This window comes from Nonomuraea sp. C10 (assembly GCF_008017515.1).
Classification (GTDB): Bacteria; Actinomycetota; Actinomycetes; order Streptosporangiales; family Streptosporangiaceae; genus Nonomuraea; species Nonomuraea ferruginea.
The window spans coordinates 2,326,919-2,342,192 of sequence record NZ_VPFF01000001.1 but is presented as its reverse complement, the minus strand read 5'-3'; the positions used below and the strand labels follow the sequence as shown (position 1 = coordinate 2,342,192).

12 protein-coding genes and 2 tRNA genes are annotated in these 15,274 nt (G+C 70.8%); 5 read left to right on the top strand and 9 right to left on the bottom strand.

The window, feature by feature from the left end:
• Window positions 1–2 precede the first annotated feature (2 nt).
• On the bottom strand, window positions 3–644 hold the full coding sequence (locus FR742_RS10520) for a DUF305 domain-containing protein (protein ID WP_261808466.1): 642 nt from the start codon (window positions 642–644) through the stop codon (window positions 3–5).
• Between the two features lie 55 nt (window positions 645–699).
• On the opposite strand from FR742_RS10520, the gene FR742_RS10515 reads away from it, so the two are divergent.
• On the top strand, window positions 700–2,067 hold the full coding sequence (locus FR742_RS10515) for an LVIVD repeat-containing protein (protein ID WP_148030777.1): 1,368 nt from the start codon (window positions 700–702) through the stop codon (window positions 2,065–2,067).
• Between the two features lie 42 nt (window positions 2,068–2,109).
• Here the strand turns inward: FR742_RS10515 and FR742_RS10510 are convergent, their stop codons facing one another.
• From FR742_RS10510 to FR742_RS10500, 3 genes are read right to left on the bottom strand one after another with little or no spacing between them, the layout of a single operon-like run.
• Window positions 2,110–2,940 (bottom strand): aminotransferase class IV, encoded by an 831-nt coding sequence (locus tag FR742_RS10510; RefSeq protein ID WP_148030776.1) that lies wholly within the window; start codon window positions 2,938–2,940, stop codon window positions 2,110–2,112.
• On the bottom strand, window positions 2,937–3,941 hold the full coding sequence (locus tag FR742_RS10505; RefSeq protein ID WP_396989220.1) for a chorismate-binding protein: 1,005 nt from the start codon (window positions 3,939–3,941) through the stop codon (window positions 2,937–2,939). Before FR742_RS10505 ends, FR742_RS10510 begins: the two co-directional genes overlap by 4 nt.
• Window positions 3,917–4,831 carry a LysR family transcriptional regulator gene (locus FR742_RS10500; RefSeq protein WP_261808465.1) on the bottom strand — a complete coding sequence of 305 codons (915 nt, stop codon included), beginning with the start codon at window positions 4,829–4,831 and terminating at the stop codon, window positions 3,917–3,919. The genes FR742_RS10505 and FR742_RS10500 overlap by 25 nt, the downstream gene beginning before the upstream one ends.
• A gap of 58 nt (window positions 4,832–4,889) precedes the next feature.
• Here FR742_RS10500 and FR742_RS10495 point away from each other — a divergent pair, with 58 nt between their 5' ends.
• Entirely contained in the window at window positions 4,890–6,062 is a 1,173-nt protein-coding gene (locus tag FR742_RS10495; RefSeq protein ID WP_261808464.1) for a Rid family hydrolase, read from the top strand.
• Here the strand turns inward: FR742_RS10495 and hutH are convergent.
• The 3 genes from hutH to FR742_RS10480 are packed head-to-tail and all read right to left on the bottom strand — an operon-like array spanning window position 6,059 to window position 8,829.
• A complete protein-coding gene (hutH, locus tag FR742_RS10490; protein ID WP_148030772.1) occupies window positions 6,059–7,609 on the bottom strand; it encodes a histidine ammonia-lyase in 1,551 nt (516 codons plus the stop codon). The genes FR742_RS10495 and hutH overlap by 4 nt on opposite strands.
• A gap of 16 nt (window positions 7,610–7,625) precedes the next feature.
• Entirely contained in the window at window positions 7,626–8,330 is a 705-nt protein-coding gene (locus tag FR742_RS10485; protein WP_148030771.1) for a helix-turn-helix transcriptional regulator, read from the bottom strand.
• 43 nt (window positions 8,331–8,373) lie between these two features.
• On the bottom strand, window positions 8,374–8,829 hold the full coding sequence (locus tag FR742_RS10480) for a DUF4383 domain-containing protein (RefSeq protein ID WP_148030770.1): 456 nt from the start codon (window positions 8,827–8,829) through the stop codon (window positions 8,374–8,376).
• Between the two features lie 86 nt (window positions 8,830–8,915).
• Here FR742_RS10480 and FR742_RS10475 point away from each other — a divergent pair, with 86 nt between their 5' ends.
• From FR742_RS10475 to FR742_RS10465, 3 genes are all read left to right on the top strand, one after another.
• On the top strand, window positions 8,916–9,662 hold the full coding sequence (locus FR742_RS10475) for an SDR family oxidoreductase (protein WP_261808463.1): 747 nt from the start codon (window positions 8,916–8,918) through the stop codon (window positions 9,660–9,662).
• 74 nt (window positions 9,663–9,736) lie between these two features.
• Window positions 9,737–9,808 (top strand) — tRNA-Gly (locus tag FR742_RS10470).
• Window positions 9,809–9,822: 14 nt separating this feature from the next.
• Window positions 9,823–9,897: transfer RNA gene (locus tag FR742_RS10465), tRNA-Val, on the top strand.
• 121 nt (window positions 9,898–10,018) lie between these two features.
• Here FR742_RS10465 and FR742_RS10460 read toward each other — a convergent pair.
• Window positions 10,019–14,578 carry an NACHT and WD repeat domain-containing protein gene (locus FR742_RS10460; RefSeq protein WP_148030768.1) on the bottom strand — a complete coding sequence of 1,520 codons (4,560 nt, stop codon included), beginning with the start codon at window positions 14,576–14,578 and terminating at the stop codon, window positions 10,019–10,021.
• A 303-nt stretch (window positions 14,579–14,881) separates the two neighbouring features.
• Window positions 14,882–15,247 (bottom strand): effector-associated constant component EACC1, encoded by a 366-nt coding sequence (locus tag FR742_RS10455; RefSeq protein WP_148030767.1) that lies wholly within the window; start codon window positions 15,245–15,247, stop codon window positions 14,882–14,884.
• Window positions 15,248–15,274: the final 27 nt, after the last annotated feature.

Sequence of the window (15,274 nt, the reverse complement as noted above, 5' to 3'; positions counted from 1 at the left end):
GGTCAACGGGCGGGCAGTTTGTCCAGGATCTTGCGCATCCTGGCGATCTCGATGCCCTGGCCCGCGTACATGTCCCTGGCCATGAGACGCATCCGCTGGTCCCTGCCCCCGGCCAGCTCCTCCTCCGCCATCTTGAGCGCGCCCTCGTGGTGCCTGATCATGAGCTGCAGGAACATGCGGTCGAAGACGCCGCCCTCGGCCGCGCGTAGCGCCTTCAGCTGCTCCTCCGTCGCCATGCCGTAGCCCTCCATGCCCTGGTGGTCGTGACCGGACGGGACGCGGCGGCCCAGGGCGGCCAGCCAGTCCGACATGATGGTGATCTCGGGTTGCTGGCTGAGCGCGATCTGCTCGGCGAAGCCGAGCACCGAGGCCGTGGTGGTGCGGTTCGCCGCCAGGGCGGTCATCTCCAGCGCCTGCCGGTGGTGGGGGATCATGCCTTCGGCGAAGCGCACGTCCGCCGCCGTGGGGGTGGCCGGCACCTGCCCGATCCGTTCGCCGGGGGTCGCGGTGCGGGCTGTCGCGCCGGGGCTCTGCGGCACGATCACCGGCGCCTCGGTGCCGACCGGTGACGGCTGCGGCGCCTCCGCACCGCAGGCCGCGAGGGCCGACGATGTCAGCAGAACTGTGACCAATAGCGCGCGCATTCCGGACCTCTCTGGCATAGCTTCCATACTGAGCTATGAGACGAGGGGGACAGGCGTGATCTTCGCCAAGGTTCGATGGGCCGCGCTGGGGGCGGCCTTTCTGCTGGTCACCGCATGCGCGGGGAGCCCAGAGCCGGAGGCGGAGGCGCCGCCCGCCAGCCAGCGGCCTCAGTCGTCGCAGAGCGAGGCCTCGCCGGGTGAGGTCATGACGAGCGAGAACGTCACGCACGTGGCGAACGTGCCGCGCACCGCCCCGCTCAACGGCCCGATGGACTGGAACACCGACCTCGCCTTCCAGGGCGACTACCTCTACATGGGGAACTTCGGCGGGTTCTCGATCTTCGACATCAGCGACCCCACCGCCCCGAAGATCGTCAGCCAGGTCACCTGCCCGGCGCAGCAGAACGACGTGTCGGTGCACGAGAACCTGGTGATCCTGTCGATCGACGCGCCGCGCAGCGGCGAGGGCTGCGACTCGACGGAGGACCGGGGCGCGTGGGAGGGCCTGCGCATCTTCGACGTCAGCGACAAGAAGAACCCGAAGTACGTGGGAGCCGTCGCCACCGAGTGCGGCTCGCACACGCACACGATGGTGCCCACGGACGACAAGCTGCTCGTCTACGTCTCCTCCCCCGGGCCCGAGCCCTCCTCCGACACCTGCCCGCCGCCTCACCAGCTGCTGCAGATCGTGGAGATCCCGATGGACGACCCGGCCTCCGCCAAGGTGCTGGCGACCCCGGAGATCCCGATCGAGAACCAGGGTGAGGGCACCGGCTGCCACGACATCACCGCCTACCCGGAGAAGAACCTGGCCGCGGCCGCCTGCTTCGGCGACGGCTTCCTGCTCGACATCACCGACCCGGTGAGCCCCAAGCTGATCCAGCAGGTCACCGACCAGGAGAACTTCCAGATCTGGCACTCGGCCACCTTCAACAACGACGCGACCAAGGTGCTGTTCACCGACGAGCTGGGCGGCGGCTCGTCCCCGACCTGCACCTCGGAGATCCCCGCCACCAAGGGCGCGAACGCCGTGTACGACATCGTCGGCGGCAAGCTGGAGAAGCGCGGCTACTTCAAGATCCCGCGTGAGCAGCAGGAGACCGAGAACTGCGTCGCCCACAACGGCTCGCTGCTGCCGATCCCGGGCAAGGACATCATGGTCCAGGCCTGGTATCAGGGTGGCGTGTCCTTCCTCGACTTCACCGACTCCAACGCCATCAAGGAGATCGGCTTCTTCGAGCGCGGCCCGTACCCGGAGGAGGGCATCGCCGGGTCGTGGTCGGCGTACTACTACAACGGGTACGTGTACTCGGCCGACATCCAGATGGGCCTGGACGTCCTGAAGATCGACGACCCGCTGACGGATCCGGCCAAGGACGTCAAGATGGACGACTTCAACGTCCAGACCCAGAAGAGCTACTGACCTGAGCGGGGCCGCCCCGGCAGGGGCGGCCCGGCGCGGGACTCAGGGGTCGAGGTCGGCGGCGGCGCGCTCGGCGAACACCCGCATGGCCTTGGCGGTGATCGGGCCGGGGGCGACGGGCAGCACGGTGTCGTCGACGCGGGCGATCGGCTGGACGTCGCGGGTGGTGGAGGTGAGGAACGCCTCCTCCGCGGAGTAGAGGGCGGACAGCGGCACGTCGGCCTCCTCGGCCCCGGACCACTCGACGACCAGCGCGCGGGTGACGCCCGCCAGGCAGCCCGCCTCCAGCGTCGGGGTGAGCAGCCGTCCGTCGCGGACGATGAAGATGTTGGAGCCGGTGCCCTCGCACAGGTTGCCGGCCAGGTTGCCGAAGATCGCCTCGCCGCCGCCGCGGGCCTTGGCGTAGGCCAGGGCCTTGGCGTTGTCGCCGTAGGAGGTGCTCTTGACGCCGGACAGGGCGCCGCGCTCGTTGCGCGGCCAGGGCACGACGGTGACGTCCGCGGCGGCGGGGAACGGCTTCTGCTCGTCGACGATCACCACGGAGGTCGCGCCCTGGTTGCCGCGGTCGGAGCCGAGCGGGCCGGGGCCGCTGGTGTAGGTGACGCGGATGCGGCCGAGCGGCCAGGCGGGGGCGGCGGCCAGGCACTGCTCGATGCCGCCGGCGATGGCATCCAGGTCGGGCTCGGGCAGGTCCATGCGCCGGGCCGAGAGCCTGAGCCGGTCGAGGTGGCGGGTGAGGGCGAAGGACCTGCCGTTGACGATCTTGATCGTCTCGAACACGCCGTCGCCGACCATGAGGCCGTGGTCGAAGACCGAGACGGTGGCCCGCGCGGGGTCGTGCAGTTCGCCGTTGACCCAGACCGGGACGTTCATCGCTTTCCTCCTGAGGATGCCAGTGTGATCAGCCTGGACGCCTTGAGCTCGGTTTCGAGCCACTCCCGCCCGGGGTCGCTGCCCCAGGTGATGCCCGCTCCGGTGCCGAAGCGGATCTGGTCGGCGCGGATCCAGAACGTGCGGATGCCGACGGCCAGCGCCGCGGTGCGCCGGTCGGCGTCGACCCAGCCCACGGCCCCACAGTAGGGCCCGCGCGGCTCGGGTTCGAGTTGATTGATGATGCGCAGAGCCGAGGATTTGGGCGCGCCGGTGACCGAGCCGGGCGGGAACGTGGCGGCGAACAGCTCGGCCCAGCCCACTCCCGGCTCCAGCCGGGCGCGGACGGTGGAGACGAGGTGGACGAGGCCGGGGTGCTCCTCGACGGCGCACAGCTCGGGCACCTCGACGCTGCCGGGGACGGCGACCCGGCCGAGGTCGTTGCGGACCAGGTCGACGATCATGACGTTCTCGGCGTGGTCCTTCTCCAGCAGGTCGCCGGCGGTGACGCCGGTGCCCTTGATGGGGCGGGACTCGACCACGTCGCCGTCGCGCGACAGGTAGAGCTCGGGCGAGGCGGAGACCACGTCGAGGCCGGGCAGGTGGATGACGGCGGCGTGCGGGGCGGGGTTGCCGGCGGCGAGCCGGGCGGCCAGCGCCAGCGGGTCGGACCCGGCGGGCAGCGGGGCGGTGAGGACGCGGCAGAGGTTGGCCTGGTAGACCTCGCCCTGCTCGATGTGGTCGCGGATGGCGCGCACGCCGGCCTCGTAGGCGGCCCGGTCGAGGGAGCTGTGCCACTCGCCGGGGCGCGGGCCGTGCCAGGGACCGCGCGGCGGGGGCAGCGGGGCCCGGCGCACCCGGTCGAAGCGGGCGCAGGTGACCTTGCCCTCGTAGTCGACCACGACGGCCCACCAGCCCTCGCCGTCGAGCGCCGCGAGGTCGGTCGTCACGTCGCGCAGCCCGGAGGCGAACCGATCTCCTAAGTGCGCGTATCCGTCGTACACGCCTTCCATTCTCCCAGCATTCCGGCGAGCTCCGTCGCCGCCGGGAGCGCCGGGTCGGGCAGGGCCGCGTACACGGTCCGCGCGGGCAGCTGCCCGCGCAGGCGGCGCAGGACGAGCGAGGCCGGCACGGCGCGGGCGGCCAGCTCCGGCACGAGCGTGACGCCGAGCCCCGCGGCGACGAAGCCGAACTTGCCCGACCACTCGGCGACCCGCAGCCCGCCGCGCGGGGTGAAGCCGGCGGCGGCGCAGGCGGCCAGGAGCAGGGTGGGCTGGCCGCGCGGGGCGGCCTCGATCCACGACTCCCCGGCCAGGTCGCGCAGGTCGACGTCGTCCTGGCCGGCCAGCGGGTGGTCGCGGGGCAGCGCGACCAGCAGGCGGTCCTCCAGCAGCGGGACCAGGCGGAGCCCGCCGGGCGGCGTGACCAGGTAGTCGCTGATCACGGCCACGTCGAGCGCCCCGGCGTGCAGGCGCTCGATCAGGCGCGGGCTGAGCGCTTCGGCGAGCCGCAGGTCGACGGCCGGCCGGCGGTCGGCGAACCGTTTGAGGGTGGCGGGCACCAGGTCGGCGTTCGCGGTGGCGAACGAGCCGACGCGCAGCGTGCCGCCGCTGCCGCGGTGCAGCGCGGCCAGCTCCTCCCCCGCCCGTTCGAGCCGGTCGAGGACCCCGGCGGCGTGCCGGTGCAGCAGGTGACCGGCGGGGGTCAGCCGGACGCCTCTGGGCAGGCGTTCGAAGAGCGGCCCGCCGGCGGCGCGTTCGAGCGCGGCGACGCGGCGGGAGACGGCGGACTGGGTGTAGCCGAGCAGCTCGGCGGCGGCGGTGAACGACCCGCTCCTGGCGACCTCGTCGAACAGGCGGAGCGTGGCGGTGTCGAAGGCATTCGTGTCAGGCATGGCTGCCATGCAATCTAGTCGCTGGTGGAATACCACGCGTTCGGCTTCACTGTGGGACGTGATCGCATTTCTCGGACAGGGACGCATGGGCGTCCCCATGGCCCGGCGGCTGGAGCGCGCCGGGCACAAGGTGACCACGTGGCGGCGCGGGACCGGGGTGACGGCCGCCTCGGCCGTGGAGGGCGCCGGCCTCGTCATCACGATGCTGCGGGACCCGGCCGCGGTGCGTGAGGTGCTGGCGGCGGCGCTGCCGGGGCTGCGGCCCGGGGCGACGGTGGTGGAGATGTCCACGATCGGCCCGGAGGAGGTGCGCGGGCTGCGCTCGCTGCTGCCGCCGGAGGTGCGCCTGGTGGACGCGCCGGTGCTGGGGAGTGTCGGCCCGGCCGCCGAGGGCGCGCTGACGGTGCTGGCCGGCGGTGACGTGTCCGGCTGCCGCGAGGTGCTGGAGGTGTTCGGCACGGTGCGCGAGTGCGGCCCGCTCGGCGCGGGCGCGGCCATGAAGCTCGCCGTCATGAGCGCTCTCGTGCCCGCCCAGGTGCTGGTCGCGGAGACGCTCGCGTACGGGACCGCGCACGGGGTGGATCGTGCGGCGCTGCTGGAGGTGCTGGCGGGCACCCCGCTCGGACCGGTGGCGGAGCGGCTGCGCGAGCCCGCGCGGGAGACCCGCTACGCGCTCGGGCTGGCGGCCAAGGACCTGGGCCTGGCCGCGTGGCCGGGGGCGACGCTGGCGAGCGCGGCCCACCGGCGGCTGCGGGAGGCCGAGGCGGCGGGCCTGGGCGAGCGGGACCTGACCGCCGTCGCCGGGCACGTCGAGGGCGGGCGTGACCCGGTCGCGGGAGAACGGCGGGCGGTGCCGCTCAACCCCGCGACGGTGCCGGCCACGAACGGGATGTACTCGCACGCGGTGCGCGTGGGCGACATGCTCTACGTGTCCGGCCAGGCGGCCTTCGACGAGCGGGGCCGGCTGGTCGGCGAGGGGTCGATGACCGAGCAGGCCGAGCACGTCTTCCGGTGCCTGGGCGAGATCCTCGCCGACCAGGGCGCGGGGTTCGGCGACATCGCGTTCCTGCGCACGTACCTGACCGACATGGACGACCGTGTCGAGTACGGGCAGGTGCGCAGGAAGTACATCACCGGCACTCCCCCGGCCAGCACGACCGTGGAGGTGTCGAAGCTGTTCATGCCGGGGCTGCTGCTGGAGGTGGACGCGATCGTCGCGCTGCCGTCCTAGCCCAGCGGGCCGGTGACGGACTCGGCCGCCGCGACCACGCCGTCCTCGGCCACCAGCCGCACCGCCGCGTCGATCTCGGGGGCGAGGAACCGGTCGGGACCCGGCCCCGGCACGGTCTCGCGCAGCGCCCCGACCACGGCGGCGGTCGCCGGGGCGGGCGTGAGCGGGCGGCGCAGGTCGAGCGCGCGGGCGGCGGTGAGCACCTCGACGGCCAGCACCCGGGTGAGTCCGTCGACGGAGCGGCGCAGCTTGCGGGCCGCCGACCAGCCCATCGAGACGTGGTCCTCCTGCATGGCGCTGCTGGGGATGGAGTCGACGCTGGCGGGCACGGCCAGCCGCTTCAGCTCCGAGACGATGGCGGCCTGCGTGTACTGGGCGATCATGTGACCGGAGTCGACCCCGGGGTCGTCGGCCAGGAACGCGGGCAGGCCGTGGTTGCGCGCCACGTCCAGGAAGCGGTCGGTGCGCCGCTCGGACATCGAGGCCAGGTCGGCGGCCACGATGGCGAGGAAGTCCAGCACGTACGCGAGCGGCGCGCCGTGGAAGTTGCCGTTGGACTCGACCCGGCCGTCGTCGAGCACGGCCGGGTTGTCGACGGCGCTGGCCAGCTCGCGCGCGGCGACGGTGGCGGCGTGCGCGATCGTGTCGCGGGCGGCGCCGGCGACCTGCGGGGCGCAGCGCAGCGAGTAGGCGTCCTGGACGCGGGTGCACGCCTCGGGGTCGCGGTGGCTGGCCATGATGCCGGAGCCGGCCAGGATCCTGACCATGTTGGCGGCGGCCGCGGCCTGGCCGGGGTGCGGGCGCAGGGCCTGGAGCTCGGGGGCGAACACGCGGTCGGTGCCGAGCAGCGCCTCGACGCTCATCGCGGCGCTGACGTCGGCGGTCCTGGCCAGGCGGGTCAGGTCGTCGATGGCGAGGATGAGCATGCCGAGCATGCCGTCGGTGCCGTTGATGAGGGCCAGGCCCTCCTTGGCGGCGAGCTCGACCGGCTCGATGCCGGCCTGCTTGAGCGCCTCGGCCGCCGGGGTGACATTTCCGGATTTGTCGCGTACGACGCCCTCGCCCATGAGCGTGAGGGCGACGTGCGCGAGCGGCGCGAGGTCGCCCGAGCAGCCGAGACTGCCGTACTCGTGCACCACCGGCGTGATGCCCGCGCTGAGCAGCGCGGCGAGGGTCTTGGCCGTGGTCGGGCGGATGCCGGTGTGGCCGGTGGCGAGCGTGTGCAGGCGCAGCAGCATGAGGGCGCGCACCACCTCGGTCTCCACCTCGGGGCCGTTGCCCGCGGCGTGCGAGCGCACCAGCGAGCGCTGCAGCTGCGCGCGGAGCGCCGGGTCGATGTGGCGGGTGGCCAGCGCGCCGAACCCGGTCGAGATCCCGTACGCGGGGACGGGGGCCTCGGCCAGGTCGTCCACCCGCTGACGGGCGGCGGCGACCGCGGCGACCGCGTCGTCGGTGAGCCGGACGGGGGCGCCGTGTCTGGCCACCCGGATGACGTCGTCGAAGGTGAGCGGATCGGGACCGACGTTCACGACCTCGTTGTCGCGCATGATGTGCTTCTCCCGCTTAGGTAACCGGCGAATGCGATGTTAGCTCCTTACCGGAGAACAGCGCGGCCAGCCCCTCCCGTCCCTCCCCGGTGAGCACGACCGCGCGCGGCAGGCTGCCCCTGCGGTACCAGCCGCGCTCCAGCAGCACCGCGGTGACGGCCGCGCCGAGCGCGCCGCCGAGGTGGGCGCGGCGCTCGGTCCAGTCGAGGCACTCGGGCGCGAACCTGCGCTTGGCCCGGCGCGCCCGCGCGACGTCCACGCCCAGCTCCGCCAGCAGCCGCTCCCCCTCCGGGGTGACCCGCTCGCCGTCCAGGCAGCCCTGCCCGCGCAGCGCGTCCAGCAGCGCCACGCCGGCCCGCCCGGCCAGGTGGTCGTAGCAGGTGCGCGCCTCCTCCAGCAGCCGGGCCTGCCGCGACTGCCGCAGCGACCGCACGGGCGGCCGCGCGCTCACCCTGGCCAGCACCTCCAGCACCTCCGCGACCTCGTGCCCGGCCAGCCGGTAGTAGCGGTGGCGGCCCTGCCGCACCACGCCGACCAGCCCGCCGTCGAGCAGCCGGGCCAGGTGGGCGCTGGCGGTGGCCGCGCTCACCCCGGCCACCCGGGCCAGCTCGCCGGCCGCCAGCGCGCGCCCGCCGAGCAGCGCCGTAAGGATCGCGGCCCTGGTCGGGTCGGCGATGAGCGCCGCGACCGGCGCGATGTCCGCATCGGATGGGTTACCCATACCGTGACCGTAGCCCAGGTACGTTTCGACGCCGGTCGAAGCGTCACCGGTGCCGGGTCCCGAGCGTGCGGCGGCCGAGCAGCCCGCCGATCACGATCATGCCGACGCCCAGCACGAAGTGCAGCCAGTCGTCCGCGGTGTTCAGCGGCACGAAGTTGGCCGCGCTCTCCTTGTCGACGAGCAGCCCGTAGACCCACAGCAGCAGGTAGATGACGCCGCCGCCGATGAGGAACGCCTTGGCCGCGGCCGCCGTGCGCGCCATGAGCAGACCGGCGACCCCGAACAGCAAGTGCACGATGTTGTGCAGGACCGACACCTGGAACAGGCCGAGCAGCCGCGCGTCGGAGTGGTGCCCGGCGAACTGCATGGTGTCGTAGTTCGTGGTGACGCCCGGCACGAAGCCGAGCAGGCCGACGATCAGGAACGCCACCCCCACGAGCAGCGCCGCCTTCTGTACGGGCGAGCGCGTGGTACCGGCGTGAGACTTCGGGGTGACCATGAGACCCTTCCCCCTCGTACGGGTTTCCGGCTCCCACACCGCTACCCCGCGATGCGCGCCGCATGCGCCTCGATAGGGTGGCGGACGTGCATGAGCAGGGAAGAGTCGCGCTGGTCACCGGCGCATCGCGCGGCCTGGGCGCCGCGATCGCGCGCCGGCTGGGCGCCGACGGGTGGGCCGTCGCGGTCAACTACCGTTCCGACACGGCGGGGGCCGAGGTGGTGGCCGGTGAGATCAGGGCGGCCGGCGGGCACGCGGAGGCGTTCCAGGCGGACGTGACGGACGAGGCCGCCGTCACCGGCCTGGTGGCCCGGGTCGCGCGGGCGCTCGGGCCGGTCGAGGCGCTGGTGCTCAACGCCACCGGCCCGCAGCCCGAGCAGGGCGTCGAGGAGCTCACCTGGCAGGCGCAGCTCGACCAGCTCACGTTCTTCGTCAAGAGCCCCACGCTGCTCGTCCAGGCCTGCCTGCCCGCGATGCGGGAGCGCGCCCGGGGCCGGGTGATCCAGATCGGCTCCGACATCGTGGACCGGTCGCTGCCGCGTACCTCCGCCTACACCGCCGCCAAGGCGGCGCAGCACGCGATGACCCGCTGCTGGGCGCGCGAGCTCGGCCCGTACGGGATCACCGTGAACGTGGTCGCGCCCGGCTGGATCCCGGTCGAGCGGCACGCCGGTCTGGAGGCCGGCGACTACGTCGCGGAGGTGCCGGTGGGGCGGATCGGCACGCCGAGGGACGTCGCGGCGGCGGTGGCGTTCGTGGCCTCCGACGAGGCCGCGTACCTGACCGGGCAGCGCGTCACCGTCAACGGCGGGCACACGTCGATCCCCGTCTGACGGACAATCCGGTTTGGGGAGTCGGCGAGTATTCGCTATGGTTCTCTCGTCACCCGGAGTTCATCCGGGCGGGCGCGGAAGTGGCTCAGTGGTAGAGCATCACCTTGCCAAGGTGAGGGTCGCGGGTTCGAATCCCGTCTTCCGCTCGGTTTCCCCACGCGGACGATTAGCTCAGCGGGAGAGCGCTTCCCTGACACGGAAGAGGTCACTGGTTCAATCCCAGTATCGTCCACCACCAGCCCTCGGCCCCGCCGAGGGCTTCTCTGCGGGCGACACTGGTTCATCGGGACACCAGCCTCGCTTGAGACGACCAGAATCTGTCGGTCACGGTGGCGTCATCGAGCTGGATGCTTGATTCAGCCCGGGCAGGTTTCCCGATATGGAGGGCCGAACCCCGAAACGAAACTGCGCCACTCCTGAGCGTTGAGGCCACGCTCGACGACGACGCAGGCGACCCGCACCGGATCGGCGGCAACCTCATTGAGGAAGCTGAGGTCCCAGAGGACCAGCTTCCGATCTCTGAGATTGGTGGCGGCTACCCGCCCATCACTGCTGAAGGCGATGGGACTGGTCACCCTGGATGCCAGGTCCCAGGTCTGAGCCACGGGATAATCTGGAGAGATCAGGTCCCAGAAGGCCACCGCCACACGCGGAGTTGTCCACCCGGTCTTGTCTCGCACATACGTGACTTTGTTCGTGAAGGCGAATCTTCCATCGCGGCTGAGCGACAGGTCGTAGGCGTATGTGTCGGTGGCGCCCTGCAGCGAGTAGGGCCGGGGGGCGTCGAAATCGGCAAGGTCCCAGTAGCGCAGGTCCCCGTGAACACCGACCTCGTCGGAGTCCCCCCACTGGCTGCTGTGACCGGCGGTCATGGCATGCGTCCCGTCAGAACTCAGCGTGATGCTGTATGTGGTGTCGCTCTCCTTCGGCAGAGGCAACGCCTTTGATTTCACATCGCGCCAATCCCGAAGGTCCCAGGCGGTCACGCCGCCACTTCGACTCTGCGACTGGCTGCTGCTCTGGTCGGCAGTCAGAGCGCGGCCGCCGTCCGCGCTCAGTGCCACCTCGTAGGTGGTGTCAGGCCGGTGGGGCAACGGGAGTGGCAAGGATTTCGGCTTGTTCGGGTCCCCGAGATCCCAAAGTGTCACTGCGCCACGAAAGTCGGTGCTGTATTCGTTGCTTCGATCGGCCACGAGGGCGTGGCGGCCATCGGCGCTGAGCGCGATCCCGTACACCGTTCCCTTCCGGTCCGGTGTCGGCAGTCTCCAGGAGCGCGGTCCGCTCTGCGCGGTGAAGTCCCAGAAGAGCACGCTGCCGGTGAAGTCGTCCCGCCCTAGATCGCTGTTCGCGGTGAGACCGTATCTGCCGTCGGCGTTGAGCGCTACGGCGTGACGGCGCCCAGAGCTCGCGGGCAAGGGCAGGGCGGTGGGCTGCGGCGCAGAGCCGTCGCGGGTCTCCCAGAGGGTCACACCGCTCCCAGAAGTCGAGACTTCGACGGCGACGAGAGCACGCACTCCGTTCTCGCTGAGCGCCACGTCGATGACCTCTGCGCCCTCCTGGACGGGCACCGCCCGCGGAGTCGCCCGGTAGAGCAGATTCCACAAGGTCATGGCGCCCTTAAACCTGGCGCCCAGGGCTCCCCTGTACGTGGCGATCATTGCGTGTCGACCATCGCCGCTGATCTCGAAAGCCGCTATGTCCTCGCCTTCGAGAAGCGGCAGGCGCTCCCAATAAGGAAGCCCGGGATCGGTGATGTCCCAGACCGTCACCGTATTCCTCTGTGTCACGGTTCCACTATGGTTGCGGGGATCCGGAAACGCTGCTATCAGCGCGCGGCTGCCGTCAGCGCTGAGCGCCGTTTCGAAAGTCATGCCATTACGGTTGGGCAGCGGCAACAGCCACGATCGCGGAGCGCTTGGAACCGTCACATCCCACAGGATCACGCCACCCGCGCCGTTCTTGCCAATGCTGTCGAAGGACATGAGGGCGCGGCGGCCGTCAGCGCTGAACGTCGTCCCGAAATTCGTTCCCTTGTCCCTGGGCAGTGGCAATGACCAGGATCGCAGCGCGTGCGGGTCGGTCAAATCCCAGAGTGAGACACTTTGCTTGAAGTCGTTACCAAGGCCGCAAGCCACGTCGGTCACTAGCGCGCGACGGCCGTCGGCACTGAGCGAGGGGAAATACAACGTGTCCGGCCGCAGTCGGAAAGATAGGGCTGAGGACCGCGGATTACGCGGGTCCGTGAGGTCCCAATGAGTCACTCGTTTCGTCATGCAGCTCTTTCGGCTGATGCGCTGTTCCACGGTAAGGGCATGGCGGCCGTCGGCACTGAGCTCTGCGGCGTATGTCGTGTTCTCGCCCCTGGGCAGCGGAAGCATCCAACTGCGCGGTGCGCCCGGATCCGTGAGGTCCCAAACTTCGACGACTCCGATGAGATCCGGGGCTGGCGTGCCACCGAATGTGCCGGCATAGTTGCTGGTCAGCGCGCGCCGACCGTCTGCGCTGAGCTGCACGGTGTAGTCAATACCGTCTCCGCCGGGTCGGAGGACCCGTTGTCGCGGAGCGGCGGGATTTTCCAGGTCCCAGAGGACCACATCGTTCCCCTGAACGCTGGCGGATGTGCTGGCGTCATCATGGCTCACGACGAAGTGCTCGCTGCTGGAAAGGGCGTAGTCGCCGTTGCCGCTGAGCACTATGGAGGTCGCCCGGCTGTCCCCGTCCTCGAAGAGTCTGGTTTGCGGCGGGGTCGTGACCAGCAGCGAGGCCAGGCTCGATCGAGTGTCTGCGCTGTCCGGATCGAGCGCGACCCCGGCAATGCCCAGGCGCAGTGAGGTTATGCCCTGTGTCTCCTGCAGCGACTCCGACTGAGCCGTGAAATCACGGCCTACCGCTATGTCGCGCTGCTGCTCGACCAGCCGCAACGACGCCTCCGCCGACCGCCACTGAGCGACGGCGGCTCCGCCGGCCAGCATAGTGCTCGTCAACAATGTGGCGAGGACCACCATGAGCAGGTTGCGCCGGCGGACGCGCAGTCGCGCCGCACGCTGCTCCGACGCCTCGCGTTCGATGCTCGCGTCAATGAAGTCGGCCGAAACGTGGGTGAGGTTCGCTCGATGGGGCGGCTCGGCCAAGTAGCGGGCCAGCGCCAGGCGACCCGTCTGGTAGAGCTCCCCGGCATCTCGGCCACCGCGATCCCATGCCACCGCCGCCTCAGTCAGGTGCTGCTCGATCAGCAGCCTGGCGCGATCGGTGTCCAGCCACAGCCGCAGCCGTGGCCATGCCCGGATCAGCGCCTCGTGAGTAACCTGGACCTCGTTCTCGCTTACCGTCACCAAACGGGCGGCGGTGAAGGCCTCCAGGACAGCCCGCGGGTCGCCGACTCCTGGCGTTTCCGCCATGGATAGCACGTCGTCGACCGGGACGACGCGGCGGCTGTCGTCGGTCGCGTCCCCGAGACGCACGAGACGCACGAGCATGCGACGGGCCGTCTCCTGATCAGCCGCAGGAAGGGCGTGCAGGGTGCTGTCCGCCGTACGAGCCAAAGCCTGCGCGATCCCGCCCGTAGCCCGATACCCGCTGAGGGTGAGCACTCGATTCTCCCTGCGCTGCCAGGTGGCCAACAGCGCATGCGAGAGCAGAGGCAGTGGTGTGGTGTCTGCACCGCCCCCTAGATCCTCCAAAAGCAGATCCACCAGACCATCGTCCAAGGCGAGCCCTGCCAGTTCGGCCGGCTTTTCGATCACTTCACGAAGCTGCTCGGTTCGCAACGGGGGCACGATAACGGCGTGCTCCAGCGCTGTGACCAGGGCGGGATAGGGGGTGCAGCGGCCGAAAAAGTCGGCCCGCAGGCCCAGCGCTACCGTGCAGCGCGCCGCTGACGTGGTCAACGCCTCGATGAACGCCTTGCGCCAGTCCTCCCGCTCACATACCACGAACAGCTCTTCGAACTGGTCGACCACGATGACCAGGTCAGCGGGGAGCGACTCGTGTCCGGCCACCATGGTCGGATCGAGCGCCGACAGGCGGCGCTGAAAGGCATCGAGCGGATCCGAACCCGGTGTCATCACCATGTACGGCCGTGGCGCGAGGGCCGTGAGGAGCCCGGCACGCAGGACAGACGACTTTCCCGAACCTGAAGGCCCCGTCACCAGGAGTGGCCCTGGTCTGGCCTCCATTACCTGCGAGACGAGCGTGCGGACGAGTTGGTCACGTCCGAAGAAGAACGCCTCATCCTCCACTCCGTAGGCGGCCAGCCCGCGATACGGGCAATCCTGGATATCCTGATCAGGGCCGGGGTCGGCAGGCAACGGACGGCCCTGGGGGGCGCGATAAGCGCCATTGACCGCCAAGGGCCGGCCGCCACTGACGTCGGCGGCCTGGCGCCGCGGCAGCGGCAGACCTCGAGCCCCCAAAGCCCGGCGCAGACTGCGGTGCACATCGTCGAGGGTCAGCAGGCGGGGCGCCTGGGGGTCGCCCGCCACCAGCAGGTTGACCAATGCTCCGGTGAAGGCCGGATGTCCGTCCCCGTCGGGTACCCAGGCTGCCTCTTCGCGGCTGGTGGCAGTCAGCAGGTAGCAGCCCGGCCATGACGTGGCACGGCCCGCCCAGCAGCAGTCCAGGATCACCAGGGCATGGGGCGCGGGACTCGACGATAGGATCGTGCGCACCTCTGGGTACGGCAGCGCCTGGTTGCGCGCCACCCCGCGCGTGAGATCGACGCTGGCCTGAGTGGCTAGATACAACTCGTTGTCGACGCCGATGAGTCCATGACCCGCGTAGGCGAACACCAACAGCTCTTCGGCCTGCTCCGCCAGCAGGGCGACGGCTTCTGCCAGCTCGTGCGGGGTCTCTGGGTCCGGAAGGACCGTCAACCGGCTGGCCGCGAGGCCCGCGTGCCGCGTCAGGGCGTTCGCCAAGTCAAGCACGCCAGACTTGACGGCGGGAACGCCGACGACACGCGCGTCGTCCCGGTGCGAGCTCGAGCCTACTAACAGCACTCGCGCTCCTGGTTGGGCCAGCAGCAGAGGCGCCATCAACGGGCAACCAAGATTGAACTGGTCGAAGGTCCATCGATCGGCCTGTCGTGGGTGCCGAGGGCCGCGGCCAACTCACGCATCCCTGTGGCGAGCACGTCCCCGATCAGCGCCTCGGAGCCGTGCCGGCTTGACCGGACCTGTTGGGTGCACGGTCCCGACCCCGCCAGCAGCCCCGCCACCTGGCTAGACATCTGGGGGTCCCTTGGAGGCACTGTCCTCCAGGGCGGTGAGCACCTCGGCGATGACGGCTCGAGTTTGTTCGTTGCTCAGCGTCCTGACCCGGCTGGCGCTGACCGTCACCTCGGTGCCGTCCGGGCGCTTGGCCGTGATCTTCACATCGCTGGTGCGGTACCGGAGCCAGGCGATGGTCACTCCAGCCAGCGTCGCGATGATCTCGGGCGAACCAGTGATGATCTGCACCGCCTCGGCTACCGGTCCCAGCGCGCCCGGCGGTGGTCGTGTCTCTACTAGGCGCACGGCACCGCGCAAGTCCGGCTCCCGCTGTAACCAGGCGTACAACTCCCGCACCTCGGCCGATGTCCCCGCCACCAGCCGTACCGTTCCCTCCGCTCCGCC

What these genes read in the sequence shown, in the direction of transcription:
- FR742_RS10520 (WP_261808466.1), bottom strand. Translation starts at nt 644, where the DNA reads ATGCGCGCGCTATTGGTCACAGTTCTGCTGACATCGTCGGCCCTCGCG.
- FR742_RS10510 (WP_148030776.1), bottom strand. Translation starts at nt 2,940, where the DNA reads ATGAACGTCCCGGTCTGGGTCAACGGCGAACTGCACGACCCCGCGCGG.
- FR742_RS10500 (WP_261808465.1), bottom strand. Translation starts at nt 4,831, where the DNA reads ATGCCTGACACGAATGCCTTCGACACCGCCACGCTCCGCCTGTTCGAC.
- hutH (WP_148030772.1), bottom strand. Translation starts at nt 7,609, where the DNA reads ATGCGCGACAACGAGGTCGTGAACGTCGGTCCCGATCCGCTCACCTTC.
- FR742_RS10485 (WP_148030771.1), bottom strand. Translation starts at nt 8,330, where the DNA reads ATGGGTAACCCATCCGATGCGGACATCGCGCCGGTCGCGGCGCTCATC.
- FR742_RS10480 (WP_148030770.1), bottom strand. Translation starts at nt 8,829, where the DNA reads ATGGTCACCCCGAAGTCTCACGCCGGTACCACGCGCTCGCCCGTACAG.